The organism is Erwinia rhapontici (assembly GCF_012271765.1).
Lineage (GTDB): Bacteria > Pseudomonadota > Gammaproteobacteria > Enterobacterales > Enterobacteriaceae > Erwinia > Erwinia rhapontici.
This window is the reverse complement of sequence record NZ_VRKO01000005.1, coordinates 19,039-35,253: the sequence shown is the minus strand read 5'-3', so window position 1 is coordinate 35,253 and position 16,215 is coordinate 19,039. Positions and strand designations below refer to the sequence as shown.

Genomic DNA, 16,215 nt, shown 5'->3' with positions numbered 1-16,215 from the left:
CACAACCGGGCGTAGGGCTACAGCCCACCAATATGCAGGGCTTTGACTTCCATAAACTCCTCAAGCCCCAGAACCGAACCTTCCCGCCCCAGACCGGAGGCTTTGACGCCACCGAACGGCGCCAACTCAGTAGAGACCGCACACTCATTCACTCCCACCATGCCACTTTCCAGCGCGGCAGAGACGCGGAATACCCGCTGCAGATTTTGTGTATAAAAGTAGGCGGCCAGACCAAACTCGGTATCATTCGCCCGGCGGACGACCTCTTCTTCCGTATCAAAACGGAAGCACGCGGCCACCGGACCGAAGGTCTCTTCATGGGCCAGTTTCATGGTTTCATTCGCTTCCGCAATCACGGTGGGTTGCCAGAAATTCCCCCCCAGCGCATGACGCGCACCACCGGTCACCAGCCTGCCGCCTTGTGCCACGGCATCGTTAACATGTTCTTCGACTTTTTTAAGCGCGGAGGCGTCTATTAGCGGCCCGATCACCACGCCCTCTTCCATTCCGTTACCCACCTTCAGCTTTTTCACTTCCTCCGCCAGTTGACTAACGAAGCGATCGTAAACACGGTTATGGATAAAGAAGCGATTCACGCTGACGCAGACCTGCCCGGCATTACGGAATTTATTAGCAATCGCCCCTTTCACCGCCGCATCAATATCCGCATCGTCAAAGACGATATAGGGTGCGTTGCCCCCCAGCTCCATTGAAACCTTTTTCAGCGTCTCGGCCGCATTGCGCATCAGCAACTTGCCAACTTGTGTGGAACCGGTAAAGGAGATTTTCCGCACCTGATTGCTCGCCATAATGGCATCACTGATCGCCTGCGTATCGCCGGCGACTGCATTCAGAACGCCATCGGGCACGCCCGCTTTTTTCGCCAGCGCCAGCAAGGCGAAGGCAGAAAGCGGCGTGTTATTAGCGGGTTTGATCACGCCGGTACAGCCAGCAGCCAGCGCCGGACCCAGTTTGCGAGTCAGCATGGCCATGGGGAAATTCCACGGTGTAATGGCGGCAACCACCCCAACAGGTTCACGCGTGGCAAGAATGCGGCTGCCCGGCTTTGCCGGAGGAATGATTTCACCATTCGCACGCTTCGCCTGTTCAGCAAACCACTGAATGAAGCTGGCAGCATACTCCACCTCGCCCTCTGCCTCTTTTAATGGTTTACCCTGTTCGGCGGTCATCAGACGCCCCAGCCAGGCTTTGTTTTCAAGGATAAGCTGATACCAGCGTTGCAGAATTTCAGCGCGTTGTTTGGCGGTCTGGGCACGCCAGCCCGGGAAAGCCGCTGCCGCTGCCGCAATGGCCTGCTCAGTTTCTGTTTTGCCCGCTTTTGCCACCTGAGCAATCACTTCCCCGGTCGCGGGGTTGAGCACGTCAAAGGTGCTCGTCGCCTGCTGCCAGCGGCCATTGACCAGAAAGCCAGTCTGAAACAGTTCGTTATCCTTAAGCGTTGAGAGGGCCATCGTTGTCTCCTGATACGGTTTTCATTTGCCTGGCAATAAGTATAGATGGCAAATGACGGTCGTTTTATGACGGAGTGGCATCAGAGAAAGGAATCAGGCAAGGAAAAGCGCTGACAGCGGATGCTGTCAGCGAGGTGATCAAATCTCGATCAGGGTATTCTGATATTTTTTCAGCATCGCAGCCAGTCGTGCAACCGGCTCGGTCACACCGATCGGGGCGTCATACTGTTCCAGCTTTTGCTGATAGATCTCAAACTCTGCCAGCAAGCGTTCAAAGTAATGGCGTTTTTTAATTTCACTGCTGGAGGAGATAACCCGGTCAGCGGTATGGCGCATCTGCTTGTGGAACGCAGAGAGATCGGCATTTACGGGCACATCGGCATCACGCATACGTTGATGACCAATGATCAGCGTCAGCGCCAGCCGGTATTTGTCGATGTCACCGGGGAAGATATTCAGCAGCATAAAGAGTTGCTGATAGAGCGCAGGCAAGTGGTTCTCTTTACGCCGTGCCGGGTTAGTCGTCAGCGCAGAGACCGCAGCATACATCAGGCGATTAAGTAGCGTCCGTCCGACGCGTGCTTTCGAGGTATCGCGTATCAGCAGGATCACCAGCAAGGCAACAAAGCAGCCGATCGCCTGGCCGAGCGCACTGTCGAGAAACAAGCTGACTTCAAACTTCATCGGATTATCCAGTGTCAGGATATTAATGGTCCCCACCAGCGCCCCCAGCGTACCGATCTGCCGCCGCTGGATCAGAATGCCGCAGATAAACGCGATGATACCCAGAGCGATGCATAACAGCAGCATACTTTGCTGGGTATTTGGCATCACCACCATGTAATACAGTGACCCCAGAGGAATAGCGACAATCATGCCGTAGAGAAAGTCTTTGGCGACCATGAGCGGGTTGGGCGTGCGCATCGCCAGTGAGGTAATCACTGCCAGCATCACCATCGCACCGCTGCCGGAGGTCCAACCGGTCCACAGCCAGAAGAGTGAACCAACGGCAATCGCGACAAACGTACGTAAGCCGTTAACCAACGCATGACGGTTTTCAGCCGAACGCATTTTGACTACGGGTTCCGCATTCAGGAGATCTTCTTCTATGCGGCTGATACGGCTATTGGTGTGGATCCCTTTCAGCAGCAGCAGATAGCGACTTGCCGCCCCCACCCAGGTGCGAATGGTCGTCGGCGTATTTTTACTGCCGCTGGCGGTAATCACCCTGCGCATCACTTTCATCCGCTTATGGATATCCGCAATATTATTAACCGGCTTTTCGAAGAACAGATGAAACTGGGAAGGAACATATTCTTGCCGGGTGTTCTGGATAAGGAAGGTTTCACAGGCCTGGGTAATCAACGTCAGCGACAGGGTATTCAATACGCGCAGACGGCGATCCACTTTCTGCCAGCGCCCTGACTCCATCATCAGATGGGTGCGCATACCGTTCAGCGCGGTGGTGCGGCGTACCAGCCCCGCCCAGCATTTATCAACCTCATCTTTGTCCGCATGTGACACGCAGAGCTGCATCAACCGGTACTGCTCAACCAGAAGAGCATCAATTTCCCGATCAATATCCTGTTTAATCGAACGCGGTGAGAACAGCATGTCAGCCAGAATAGCGCAGACAATACCGATAATGATTTCACTACAGCGCTCAACGGCAAACTGCGGGGCCAGCAGCAGCGAGCCGTTAGCATCCACGCTGACCACGATAATCAGCGCGGTGTAGCCCGCCAGGCCCAGTGCATAAGAGTTTTCCACCTTCATCAGTGAAGAAACCCACACGCAGACACCCGCCCAGATGCAGCACAGCAACAACATCACTACGGGCGCACGAATGGTGGCCACCATGATCACCACGGCAGCAATGCAGCCAATAAAGGTGCCGATAATGCGCAACATGCCGCGATGGCGCAACGCACCGGAGAAGGGGTCGCCCCCGGCGGCAAAAGCGGTGCCCCCGGCAACGATAGCTGCCGTCATCACCGCCCAGCGCGGAGTTTCCAGGTTAAATTCAAAGCCGACAAACAGCGCCAGTAAAATGGCAAAAGTCAGTTTGATGGGAAAGCGCAGACGATACCACTGCATCATTCGCCCCGCCTCAACCAAACTCGCGCAGGCGATGCATCAGCTTCATCAGCGGTGACATATCTTTATCCTGACGGTCTTGCGCGCCTGTGACCACTACGGTCGCCGTGGTACCCGACGGATAGAGGTTACCCGGCTGCTGGTCAAGGTGAATTCGCACCGGCACACGCTGTGCCAGACGTACCCACTCAAGGTTGGAGTCAATCGTCGCCATCCCTTTACCATCAACCGTACTGCTGCTGTTGGTTACACCAGCGGCCACACTGTCGACCGAGCCATGCAGGACATGGTTGCTGCCCAGCGGTGTAATTTCGACACGATAACCCGGACGGATGCCATCCAGTTTGGTCTCTTCCAGGTAGGCCAGCACATAGAAGGAGTTCTGCTTCACCAGCGCCACCGACGTTGAACCGCGGGTAATAAACTCACCCGTGTAAACATTCAGGTTGGTGATCCAGCCCGCTGCGGGTGCTTTTACCGTGGTACGTTCCAGGTCCAGCTTCGACAGGTCCCGGGTGGCGACGGCTTTCGCCAGCTGGTGTTCCGTGGTTTGATAATCACTGTTGGCCTGGTCAATCGCTTCACGCGACATGGCCGAGATGCCTAGCTGATTACGACGCGCAGCTTCACGGCGCTTTTCACTCAGCACCGCCTGGTAGTAGGCAACATCCGCTTCCGCCTCTTCCAGCGCTTTCTGGTAACGCGGCTGGTCGATGGTGAACAACACCTGGTCTTTCTGCACCAGCTGGTTATCACGGACGCGAACGTCGGTGATCAGGCCGCTGACATCAGGCGCAATCGCCACAACATCAGCGGTGAATTTGGCGTCACGCGTCCACGGGGATTCGGTATAAAACACCCAGACGCGGAAAATCAGGACAATCGCGATGATCACCAGCAGCAGGGTAATGGCGAAACGGGCAATTTTTCTTGTTAGAGCTTTCACTATGACCTCAGACGAACAATCGGGATACCAGATAGAACAGGCAGCAGTACAATGCAGTATTAAACAGTGCCGGATGCCAGACCAGATCATAGATCCCGGTCGGCGTGATCAGACGGCGGACCAGCCAGAACACGATCAGCGACACAATTATTTCAAAAAAAATGGGTGGGAATGACATCCCGAACACCACGACAACCGGAAGTACACTCATCATTTATCCTTGTTGATACTGTACCAGGTAATTCGCTGCCACAACCCGCTCCTCTCAGGGTTTACTGAGAGATATGTATGCAAAAGGTGATCAGCTGACAGGGAGACAGTCAGACGCTAATCAGCACCAAAGCCAATTGAATAATAGTCTATTCAGGGGCAGCATTTGTCACACGCGGGGCGACAGGTCGATAACCTGACATGACTATAGTAACGCGCCTGACTATAAGTTATCTACCAAATGTGATCTAAATCACTTTTAAGCCAGGGTTAATAATGGAAAGACTGAAGGGCATGACCGTTTTCGCCAAAGTCGTTGAACTGGGTTCATTTACCGCAGCAGCACAACAGATGCAGTTAAGTGTATCGGCCGTTAGCCAGATTGTCGCCAGGCTGGAAAATGAACTCCAGGTGAAGCTGCTTAATCGTAGTACGCGCAGCCTGGGGCTGACCGAGGCCGGTAAGATCTACTTTCAGGGCTGCCGTCGCATGATGTCGGAGGCGCAGCAGGTGCATGAACAACTGTGGGCATTTAATAATACGCCGGTTGGCACACTGCGCATCGGCAGTTCTTCTACCATGTCGCAGAATTTACTGGCCCCGATGACCGAAGAGATGCTGAAGGAGTATCCGGGACTGACCGTTAACCTGGTGACGGGAATTCCGGCACCGGATCTTATCGCGGACGGGCTGGACCTGGTGATCCGTGTTGGTGCATTGCAGGATTCCAGTCTGTTTTCAACGCGGCTGGGTTCCATGCCGATGGTGGTATGTGCCGCGAAAAGCTATCTCGCGCAGAATGGGACGCCGGAAAAACCGTCAGACATCAGCAACTTTTCGTGGCTCGAATACAGCGTACGCGTGGATAACGACTTTGAGCTGACCTCACCGGAAGGCACATCGATTCGTCTCTCGCCTCAGGGCCGCTTTGCCACCAATGACTCACAGACACTGATCCGCTGGCTGAAATCCGGCACCGGTATCGCCTATGTGCCGCTGATGTGGATTATTGATGAGATTAATGCCGGGAAAGTGGAAATCCTGTTCGCGCATTATCAATCGGTGCCGCGCCCGGTCTATGCGGTATACACCCAGAAAGACAAATTGCCGCTAAAGGTGCAGGTGTGCATTAACTATCTGATCGCGTATTTCGATAAGGTGGCGGAGATTTATCAGGAGTTTCGCACATAACGCACACTATGCAGAAAGCAGAAACCGTAGGGGCGAGGCACGCCTCGCCCTGGGTCAACGTCAGGCGGTACCACCGACGGTGAGTTTATCCAGCTTCAGCGTAGGCTGACCCACGCCAACAGGCAGGCTCTGGCCCTCTTTACCGCAGACGCCAACGCCTTTATCCAGCGCCAGGTCATTACCCACCATTGAAATCTGTTGCATCGCTTCAATACCGGAACCGATCAGCGTTGCGCCTTTCACCGGCTTCGTCACCTTACCGTTTTCAATCAGATAAGCTTCAGAGGTGGAGAAAACAAATTTACCCGAGGTAATATCCACCTGACCACCGCCGAAGTTCGGCGCATACAGACCGTACTCCACGCTTTCGATAATATCCTGCGGGGTCGACTTGCCTGCCAGCATATAGGTATTGGTCATACGCGGCATCGGCAGATGTGCATAAGACTCACGACGACCATTCCCGGTAGGCGCCACGCCCATCAGACGCGCATTGAGTTTATCCTGCATGTAGCCTTTCAAAATACCGTTTTCAATCAATACATTGTACTGCCCCGGTACGCCTTCATCATCAACGGCCAGCGAGCCGCGCAACCCTTCGATGGTGCCATCATCCACGACGGTACACAGCTCAGAGGCCACCAACTGCCCCATTTGGCCACTGAACACCGACGTTCCACGGCGGTTGAAATCGCCTTCCAGACCGTGACCCACCGCCTCGTGCAGCAGCACGCCCGGCCAGCCAGCACCCAGCACTACAGGAATGGTGCCTGCCGGTGCCGCGACCGCATTCAGATTCACCAGCGCCATGCGCACGGCTTCACGTGCCCAGGCTTCGGCACGCACTTCCCCGTTTTCATTTGCCAGGAAAAACTCGTAGCCGAAGCGCCCGCCGCCGCCGCTGGCACCGCGCTCGCGCTTGCCGTTATCTTCCACCTGGACGCTCACCGAGAGACGTACCAGTGGACGCACATCGGCCGCCAGCGTGCCATCGGTTGCCGCGACCAGCACCAATTCATAGACACCGCTCAGGCTGGCAGATACTTCCTGTACGCGTTTGTCGGCTGCGCGTGCAGCGCTGTCAACGCGGTGCAGCAGAGCAATTTTCTCTTCGCGGGTAAGGCTTTGCAGCGGATCGAGTGCCGGATACAGCGCACGGTTCATCACCGCCCCCAGCGTGCGTGACTGGCCGTTGCCCTGCTCGCGTACAATGCTGCGTGCCGCTGTGGCACTTTGATTCAGCGCATTTAGCGTAATCTGGTCAGCATAGGCGAAGCCGGTTTTCTCTCCGCTAACCGCGCGCACACCAACGCCCTGATCGATATTGTAAGAGCCGTCTTTAATGATGCGGTCTTCCAACACCCAGGACTCATGGTAGCTGGACTGAAAATAGAGGTCCGCATAATCCAGCTTGCGCTCTGAAAGCTGGCTGAGAATAGAAAAAAGGTCGCTTTGACGAATGTTGTTAGCAGTTAGTAACTGCTCACTTACCAGATTCAGACTCATGAATTCTCGCTCTGTGTGGATGAGCCAGTGGCTGCTGGCTTTCAATTGTCAATTGTGACGAGGTACGATGGTGATACCCCGTATCATATATGAAGGGTGAGGCAATATGAGGGCCACGTCAAACTCACTTCTCACTGATCTCACGTGGTTTACGCAGCACTTCATCAATTTGCGGTTTATCTATCGGCCCACTGATGTGGTAGCGAAGCACGGAAATCTTGCTCCAAAGCGGCCCCAGCACTTTACTGGCGGCAAATACCGCCGCACCAATCACCGGGTTCACTGCAAAGGCAGTCGCGACACCCACGGTCGTAGAAATTTCCGGAGCAACAACGGCTTCCATATCAATCTGGCGTTTGACCAGATCCATCTTTCCTTTCATGGCAATGTCGGCTTCCAGCCCATCCACCAGCAGGTTATCGGTGTGCATCACGCCGTTTTCAATCCAGGCCGTGCCGTTGATGGAGTCGAAATAGAAGCCCTGGCTGAAAGTGTCGCTAAAATCGAGGCGTAATTTACGCAACAGCGAGTCGATGCTGACCAGACGCAGCAGTTGCCCGGCACGGCCGGTTGAAACATCGGCGATCTGCCCCGCGCCCAGATGCGACTTCAGCACACCGCTTAACGTCTGCTCCGACGGTTGCCACGGTGCCGACTGCCAGTGCAGATCATATTCCAGCTTAAACGGCGAATCACGCAGCGGTGAGCTGACACCAAACCAGTTAGTGGCATCATTGATTTTTTTACCGCTTAGTACGCCCTTCAACGACGTGCGCTGCTGGCCTGGCTGGTTCACCCACTCGCCCTTCACGGTCAGGTGAGTATTACCACTATCAATCAGTCCATTCTCCAACGTCAGCGTATCGCCGGATGGCGTCAGGTCGGCCTTCATATGGCCGAATTTCTGTCCACGTAGCCAGCATTCATCGCAGTTCAGGCGGAGTGCAGGCCAGACGCTGAAATTCACCCGGGCCGCATCGTCAGGCAAGGGAGATGACGAGGTGCCTTTGCTGTCCCATTGCGGGTTGTAATAAAGGTATTTGAGGTTAGCCACCCAGGGTTCATTCTGCTTAGTGACCAGAGAACCAATGATATCCTTGCCCTGAGCGTTGACCGTCATCTCGCCCGCCATACTTTGGCTGAGAGTGGCGGTAAGATCCTGCCACTGCTGGCCCGCCAGAGTGAGTGCAGGTGTGTGCAGGCGAATATCACCTGGCAGCATCGTGATTCCCGTTTTGCCGTTACCACCGCTACCCGAACCCGCTCCCAGCAAGCCAAGCCAGGCTTCACCGTCCAGCGCAGGCAGATTTAATACCATTCCACTGCTCTCCGGCAGCGCAGGCAGGTGTTTTGTGTCGTTTTCCCAGATACCACGGTCGACTTTAAGCTGCTTACCCAGCAGCCAGCGACTGTTAAATCGATGACGGTCACCCACGGAGCCACTGAGATCAAGACTATTGAGGTTACCTTTTGCCAACACTTTCACAGGAAGCGCACTGGTGCCTGTTTTATCAAGCGGTGCAGGTAAGCGACTGCTCACATTTTTAAGATCACCGTCAAGGTTAACCAGGTAACTGGCCCCACCTTTGTGCGGCAAGGTCACCAGTACATTGCCCTGCCACGGCAGATGTCCCCCCAGCTGTTTACTCACCGCCTCAGGCAGCTGACTTATCGCCCCTGGCTGCCAGTCACCGTTCAGATCCACACCGATTTGATACTCTTTTTCCCCGTCCTGGGTGTTGAAGCTCACGCCGATGGGCTGACCAAACCAGCGGGCGGTCATCGCATCACTTTTCAGGTCGCCGTTATCATAGGTAAAGTGACCGCTCAGCTGGTCGAAACGCGTCTCCAGCGGTTTGATCAAGAGCGAGTTGCCTGCAAGATTCACGTCACCCGTGGCACGCACCTCTTTGCCATCCAGCGGGATATCAAGATGTAAGCGCCCACTAACATCACCGCCGATTTGCAGTTCGTCCAGCGCCGCTCCCAGCGAGGGTTTTAACGGTGACTGATTAAAGTACTCACGTATCTGAGGCCCTTCCCCCTTGATCTCACCATCAATAATCAGCTTTTCTTGCAAATAATCGGGGATCACCGCCGAGATGTTATGGCCGTTAACCTCGCCCAGTTTGATATCAGGCGCTTTCATCCACAGACCGTTGTTGGCGAAGTCGAGGTCAATATCCAGATTTTCCAGCAACGGCCAGCCCGGTTCAAACTCGTAGGTCGCCTGACGCAACGGTACCGCCACTTCAAACATGCCGTCATTCTTTCTGAACGGGAAATGGTGCGGGTCACCGGCAAAGACCAGCGTTGCATCTTTCACCTGCCCGCCTTTGATCGCGCCGCTCAGATAGTCTGCCAGCGATTTCCCCATCAGCGGTTCAGGGAAATAGCGCCAGGCATCACCCGCATTGGTGAGGTTAATACCCGCGAGGATATCAAGACGAGGTGGCTGCTCGTTCTGTTGCTGATAGCGGAAGTCACCCCGCGCCCACAGTGAGCGCGCCTGAACATCAACCTGCTGGCCGGACAGCGTCAGCCCCTGTTTTCCATATTCCCAGTTGAGTGACCCACTGGCCTGGGCAATCTCCAGCGGAGCGCGGAACATATCACCATAAGGGAGCGTAGCCTTCTGAATATCGAAGGTGAGCCGCCCGTCAGCCACGCCGCCTGCCAGCGTCCCGTTAAGATGCTCCATACCTGGCAATAGTTCCCACTGCTGCCAGCTCAGATTCTGCCATTTGGCCTGGAAACGAGTCCGTTCCGGCTGCTGAAGCGGTATATCCAGCGCCAGCGCGTTGAGCTGGCCGCGCGGTTGCAGCGCACGCCAATTTTCCAGCAGTTGCGGAGACAGTTTGGCAAAAAGCGGAATGAGTGGATCAAGACGCTCAAGGTCCAGATCGGTGACGCGCACGCGCAGTTCCTGATGATGATCAGGACCGGGTAGCTGCGTATTTTCGGGCTGCCATAACAGCGATAACTGACCGTGTGGCCAGGGCTGCCCATCCGTAATAAAGCGCGTTTGCGGGATATTCACATTCCAGCCACCGTTAAAACGACTGATATGTGCAGTAAGATTGTCTACGCTGAGATGGTGCGCCTGTTTGTCGCCCTGCCAGTTAGCTCCCCCCTGTTTCAACCAGACATCACCACCATGGACTTCACCATTTTCCACACTCATCCAGGCGGCGAGGCTGAAACGCGCGCTTTCCAGACTGGTGTTGTCGCGCATCCACTGTCCCAGCCAGGGTTTCATATCAACGTCATCGGCCTGCATCCACACACGCCCGGTACTGAGGTAACCATTACTGTCGCTGAGATCCAGCCGCAACTGCACCACACCATGCTGCCCTGTAAAACTGGAAAGACTGACCAGTCCCTCGGCACGATGGCGATTTTTTTCATTAAGCCAGGTCAGCTGCGGAATGGCCAGCGTTGCACGCTGTCCGGATGGGGTAACAAAACTGATGTGACTGTCGCGCAGATCGAAGTGGTCAAACTGGCGCAGGAAGAGATCGTTTAACCGCTCAGTCTGAAAATCTGACTGACGATTATTGCCACCATTCAGCGGGGTATTGGTGAGCAGGTTGAGCTGCCAGAAAGTCAGATCGCGAAACTGCCAGCGCAGGTGCAGCAATGATTTCCAGACATCCAACGCCAGCGTGACGCGCTGGATTTTCAGTGCGCCGCCATCGGAGAAGCCGGTCTGGATATCTTTGATTTCCAGGCGGGGACCAAAGTTCTCCCAGCTGCCTTCAATTGCGCTGGCCTTGATCTCGACGCCCGCGGCAGCAGACACAGCGTTAAGGATTGGCGCACGCCAACTGTTCATATGCGGCATCAGCAGACGTAAGCCACTCACTAATAGCGCAGTAACCACCACCAATGTTGCGCCAGTGAATAGCAAAACCTTCGGCAATTGCCTCACACACCTCTCCTTGTCTTCCGCGAAAACGGATAGCCAGTCACTAAAATCTGTTGGTATCTCACGAGGGAGATACGACAAGGCGGTTCAAGCCGTAACGTCCAGTTTCCCCCCAACCGTTGCGATTTTTAGCGCAAAATCGGGGAGAACCGTGCGGATATTACATCATCACCACGTCAAACTGCTCCTGAGTATAGAGCGGTTCTATTTGAACTTTAACCTGCTTGCCCACAAAGATTTCTACTTCCGCTAAAGCATGAGACTCATCGCTTTTCAGCGCTTCACCCACCGATGGCGAGGCATAAACCAGGAAACGGTCAGAATCATAAGCATGATGCACACGCACAATCTCACGCATGATTTCATAACAGACCGTTTCCACCGTTTTCAGCGTTCCACGCCCTTTACACACAGGACAATCCTGGCACAGTACATGCTCAATACTTTCGCGCGTGCGCTTACGCGTCATTTCCACCAGCCCCAGCTGTGAGAAACCATTCACGCCTGTTTTCACCCGATCTTTACTTAGGGCCTGGTCTAGTGAATGCAGAACTCGTCTGCGGTGATCGTCATTATTCATATCAATAAAATCGATGATGATAATGCCACCAAGATTACGCAGCCTGAGCTGACGCGCAATCGCCTGAGTCGCCTCGATGTTGGTATTGAAGATGGTTTCTTCAAGGTTACGGTGTCCAACAAAAGCACCGGTATTGATATCAATTGTGGTCATGGCTTCCGTCTGATCGATAATCAGATAGCCACCTGACTTGAGCTCAACTTTACGATCGAGAGAACGCTGAATTTCGTTTTCCACATCGAACAGATCGAAAATAGGCTGCTTGCCGACATACAGCTCCAGCTTTGCCGTCATCTCCGGGATATATTCGCTGGTGAACTCCACCAGATGTTCAAACGTCAGACGGGAATCGATGCGGATACGGTCAAGGGCTGCACCGGCAAAGTCACGCAGGATACGCTGCGATAGCGCGACTTCACCATAAAGGCGGCAGCGCGTCTGATTGCGTTTCTTACGTTCGATCACCTTGGTCCACAGACGTTTAAGAAACGCAGCATCAGATGCCAGCTCATCTTCGCCCACGCCTTCTGCTGCAGTGCGGATGATGTATCCGCCCAGCTCATCACAATAGCTGGCAACGACGGATTTCAGGCGGTCGCGCTCTGCTTCGCTCTCGATACGTTGCGATACCCCCACGTGCGAAGCACCCGGCATAAACACCAGATAGCGTGACGGCAAGGTAATATCGGTCGTCAGGCGTGCACCTTTGGTCCCAAGCGGATCTTTCACCACCTGCACCATCAGATCTTGTCCCTGGCGTACCAGTTCGGAGATATCACGCACAATGAAATTTTTCTTTTCGTCACCCGCAACACATTCGGTGTGCGGCATGATGTCAGAAGCGTGCAAAAACGCCGCTTTTTCCAGCCCAATATCGACAAAGGCCGCCTGCATTCCTGGTAACACCCGGCTGACACGCCCTTTGTAGATGTTGCCAACGATGCCACGGCGCGCTTCGCGCTCGATATGAATTTCCTGCAGAATGCCACCGTCGATGTAGGCAACACGGGTTTCCGACGGCGTAATATTGACCAGCAGTTCAGCTGTCATCTTGACCTCTCACATCACGCAGCGATTGAAAATGGCTGAAAAGCTCGGCGGTTTCCACCAGAGGCAGCCCCACTACCGCGTGATAACTTCCGTTAATTTTTCTGACAAAGTTGCCACCCAGTCCCTGAATTCCATAAGCGCCTGCCTTATCCATTGGCTCGCCGCTGGCAATATAACCAGCAATATCTTCAGGTGTTAACATGCGAAATGTCACCTCAGTGACAACAAGACATTCAAGGGTCCGCTGGCGATCGGCCAACGCTACCGCGGTCATGACTTCATGAGTCTGGCCGGAGAGCATCGTCAGCATGGCGGCGGCAGCTTCAGCATCCGCGGGTTTCTCCAGCACATGATTATTCAGCACAACAATAGTATCAGCACCCAGCACCGGGAGATCGCGAGCAGCCACGGCAACCCCCGCCAGCGCTTTATCCCGCGCCAGACGACGCACATACTGCTCTGCGGTTTCATCCGGATGACGGCGTTCTTCCACGTCAGTAGAAAGGCGTTCAAATGACAGGCCTAGCTGAGTCAGCAGTTCGCGGCGGCGTGGGGAGCCTGAAGCCAGATACAGGGATACCATAATTGTCCTTTATTGTACGGCAAACTGGCGGCGAATTTTTCTCATCAGTAAGAACAGCCAGGGCCAGAGGATACCGTCGACGACGCTACTCCAGAAAATTTCTGGGCGGAAGGAAACGTTAATCACCAGGAACTCAGACCAGAATACGATGACATCCATCGCCAGTGACAGCACCATCACCATCAGTGCCTGCTGCCAAAGCGCCAGATTGCGGAATAACTGGAATTTGAAGGCCACCAGGTAGGCAACGATACTGAATGCCAGTGCGCGTACGCCGAGCGTCGAACCAGAGATAAGATCCATTATAGATCCCATCACAAATCCGGTGCCAACGTTGACACGGTGCGGCAACGCCAGCACCCAGTAGATCAGGATCAACAACAGCCATGACGGGCGATAAACAAACAGCTCCTCGGGCCAGGGCATGATTTGTAGCACCAGCGCCACCAGAAAAGAGAGCCAGATAACCCAGCGTCCGTGGCTGCGGTAACTACTCAAGGCTGGCCTCCGCGTTCGGACTGCGGACGGCGAACCGGTGCAGCGGCAGGGGCCGTTGCCGGGATGCTGGCGGGTGCCGCGGCAGGAGGGGCAGGCGGCCCCACCATTTCGCTCGCCTGCGGCAGTACCTGCGGCATCATCTGCATCAGGCGTTCATTGGCCACGCGATGGACTTCGTCCGGTGCCATTGGCATCGAGCCATTGCGATCCGCGCCCCACAGCAGCAGCAGATAACGCAGACGCTGGAGACCCGCCGTTGGACGCGCCTGGATCACCGTATAAGCGCGTTGGGTATCCACTTTCACGGAAGAAACCACCCCAACAGGGTAACCTTCAGGGAAGCGCCCACCGAGGCCGGACGTCACCAGCACATCGCCCACGCGGATATCGGTATTACCTGGCAGATGTTCAAGCTGCAAATCTTCCGTGCAGCCATTACCCGCCGCAATCACGCGGATGTCATTGCGCAGAACCTGAATCGGCAGTGCGTGTGAGGCATCGCAAATCAGCAGCACGCGGCTGGTGATTTTACCCACAGCAACCACCTGGCCGACCACGCCTTTATCACTGATCACCGGCTGACCTTCGTAAACACCGTTTACGCTGCCTTTGTCGATCACCACCTGATCGGTATAGGGATCGGTGCCGGTGGAGATCACCTGCGTGACCATTTTATGCTCGTCCTGACGCAGCGGTGAACCCAGCAGTTCGCGTAAACGGGCATTTTCCTGCTTAAACTGACCCAGCATCAGCAGTTCGCTGTTCTTCAGCATCAGTTCGCGGTGTAAGGCTTTATTTTCCAGCTCGAGTTGCTGGCGGGAGGCCAATGTTTCTGAAACATTGTCCAAAATCTGACGAGGCCCATTGGCCAGGAAATAGAATGGACTGACGGCAGTGTCCATATAGGTGCGGATTTGGGAGAAAGCTCCCATGCGACTGTCGGCAACAATCACGCCTATTGCCACAATAACCGCTAAAAATAAGCGTAACTGCAGGGAAGGCCCCCTGCTGAACATCGGCTTCATAAACTCGGCGTTTTCCTCGACAACATGAAAAAGGAGTGCGGGCAGCGTCCCGCTACTCCTTCAGGCAAATTATTCTTCGCTGAACAAATCGCCGCCGTGCATGTCAATCATTTCCAACGCTTTACCACCACCGCGTGCAACGCAGGTCAATGGATCTTCTGCAACGACCACTGGAATTCCAGTCTCTTCCATAAGCAGGCGATCCAGATTGCGCAACAGCGCACCACCGCCAGTCAGTACCATGCCACGTTCGGAGATGTCAGATGCCAGTTCTGGCGGACACTGTTCCAGTGCAACCATAACCGCGCTAACGATACCAGTTAACGGCTCCTGCAGCGCTTCCAGGATCTCGTTGGAGTTCAGGGTGAAACCACGCGGAACCCCTTCAGCCAGGTTACGGCCGCGGACTTCAATCTCGAGCACTTCGTCACCCGGGTAGGCTGAACCGATCTCATGCTTAATACGCTCTGCGGTGGCTTCACCAATCAGAGAGCCGTAATTACGGCGCACATAATTAATGATGGCTTCGTCGAAACGGTCACCACCGATGCGGACAGAAGAAGAGTAAACCACGCCATTCAGCGAGATCACCGCAACTTCTGTTGTACCGCCACCGATATCCACCACCATAGAACCGGTCGCTTCGGAAACAGGGAGGCCTGCACCGATAGCAGCAGCCATGGGTTCTTCAATCAGGAAGACTTCACGCGCACCAGCACCCTGAGCAGACTCACGGATGGCACGACGTTCAACCTGGGTTGCACCAACGGGCACACAGACCAGCACGCGCGGACTTGGGCGCATAAAGCTGTTGCTGTGAACCTGTTTGATGAAGTGCTGCAACATTTTCTCAGTCACAAAGAAGTCGGCGATAACGCCATCTTTCATTGGCCGAATAGCTGCGATATTACCGGGTGTACGACCCAGCATCTGTTTTGCGTCATGACCGACTGCCGCTACGCTCTTTGGGGAACCGGCACGATCCTGACGGATAGCAACGACGGAAGGCTCATTAAGAACAATGCCCTGCCCTTTCACGTAAATCAGGGTATTGGCTGTACCCAGGTCGATGGACAAGTCGTTGGAAAACATGCCACGGAATTTTTTAAACATACTAAAGGATAATCCT

Annotated in this window: 12 protein-coding genes; 1 reads left to right on the top strand and 11 read right to left on the bottom strand. The window is 54.6% G+C overall.

Annotation, left to right across the window (positions count from 1 at the left end; genetic code table 11):
• Positions 1-17: 17 nt before the first annotated feature.
• The 4 genes from FVB43_RS03310 to aaeX form a co-directional block, all read right to left on the bottom strand.
• The gene (locus FVB43_RS03310; protein WP_133844147.1) at positions 18-1,472 is read right to left on the bottom strand and encodes an NAD-dependent succinate-semialdehyde dehydrogenase; all 1,455 of its coding nucleotides are present in this window, start codon (positions 1,470-1,472) and stop codon (positions 18-20) included.
• A gap of 138 nt (positions 1,473-1,610) precedes the next feature.
• A complete protein-coding gene (gene aaeB / locus FVB43_RS03305) occupies positions 1,611-3,569 on the bottom strand; it encodes a p-hydroxybenzoic acid efflux pump subunit AaeB (RefSeq protein WP_374760136.1) in 1,959 nt (652 codons plus the stop codon).
• 13 nt (positions 3,570-3,582) lie between these two features.
• Positions 3,583-4,515, bottom strand: a complete 933-nt coding sequence (gene aaeA / locus FVB43_RS03300; RefSeq protein WP_133844151.1) for a p-hydroxybenzoic acid efflux pump subunit AaeA — start codon at positions 4,513-4,515, stop codon at positions 3,583-3,585.
• 7 nt (positions 4,516-4,522) lie between these two features.
• Positions 4,523-4,726, bottom strand: coding sequence for a p-hydroxybenzoic acid efflux pump operon protein AaeX (gene aaeX, locus FVB43_RS03295; RefSeq protein ID WP_133844248.1), 204 nt, complete (start codon positions 4,724-4,726; stop codon positions 4,523-4,525).
• Positions 4,727-5,001: 275 nt separating this feature from the next.
• Here aaeX and aaeR point away from each other — a divergent pair, with 275 nt between their 5' ends.
• The gene (gene aaeR, locus FVB43_RS03290; RefSeq protein WP_133844153.1) at positions 5,002-5,916 is read left to right on the top strand and encodes an HTH-type transcriptional activator AaeR; all 915 of its coding nucleotides are present in this window, start codon (positions 5,002-5,004) and stop codon (positions 5,914-5,916) included.
• 60 nt (positions 5,917-5,976) lie between these two features.
• On the opposite strand, the gene tldD is transcribed toward aaeR, so the two are convergent.
• The 7 genes from tldD to mreB all read right to left on the bottom strand — a co-directional run bounded on the left by tldD (position 5,977) and on the right by mreB (position 16,199).
• Complete coding sequence (tldD, locus tag FVB43_RS03285; protein WP_133844155.1) at positions 5,977-7,422, bottom strand: metalloprotease TldD; 1,446 nt, start codon at positions 7,420-7,422, stop codon at positions 5,977-5,979.
• 124 nt (positions 7,423-7,546) lie between these two features.
• Positions 7,547-11,353 (bottom strand): AsmA2 domain-containing protein YhdP, encoded by a 3,807-nt coding sequence (gene yhdP, locus FVB43_RS03280; RefSeq protein ID WP_167863381.1) that lies wholly within the window; start codon positions 11,351-11,353, stop codon positions 7,547-7,549.
• A 157-nt stretch (positions 11,354-11,510) separates the two neighbouring features.
• Positions 11,511-12,980 (bottom strand): ribonuclease G, encoded by a 1,470-nt coding sequence (rng, locus tag FVB43_RS03275; protein ID WP_133844159.1) that lies wholly within the window; start codon positions 12,978-12,980, stop codon positions 11,511-11,513.
• Positions 12,970-13,563, bottom strand: coding sequence for a Maf family protein (locus FVB43_RS03270; RefSeq protein ID WP_133844161.1), 594 nt, complete (start codon positions 13,561-13,563; stop codon positions 12,970-12,972). Before FVB43_RS03270 ends, rng begins: the two co-directional genes overlap by 11 nt.
• 9 nt (positions 13,564-13,572) lie before the next feature.
• Complete coding sequence (mreD, locus tag FVB43_RS03265; RefSeq protein ID WP_133844163.1) at positions 13,573-14,061, bottom strand: rod shape-determining protein MreD; 489 nt, start codon at positions 14,059-14,061, stop codon at positions 13,573-13,575.
• Complete coding sequence (gene mreC / locus FVB43_RS03260) at positions 14,058-15,086, bottom strand: rod shape-determining protein MreC (RefSeq protein ID WP_133844165.1); 1,029 nt, start codon at positions 15,084-15,086, stop codon at positions 14,058-14,060. The genes mreD and mreC overlap by 4 nt, the downstream gene beginning before the upstream one ends.
• A 69-nt stretch (positions 15,087-15,155) precedes the next feature.
• Complete coding sequence (gene mreB, locus FVB43_RS03255; RefSeq protein ID WP_126485560.1) at positions 15,156-16,199, bottom strand: rod shape-determining protein MreB; 1,044 nt, start codon at positions 16,197-16,199, stop codon at positions 15,156-15,158.
• Between the last annotated feature and the right edge of the window lie 16 nt (positions 16,200-16,215).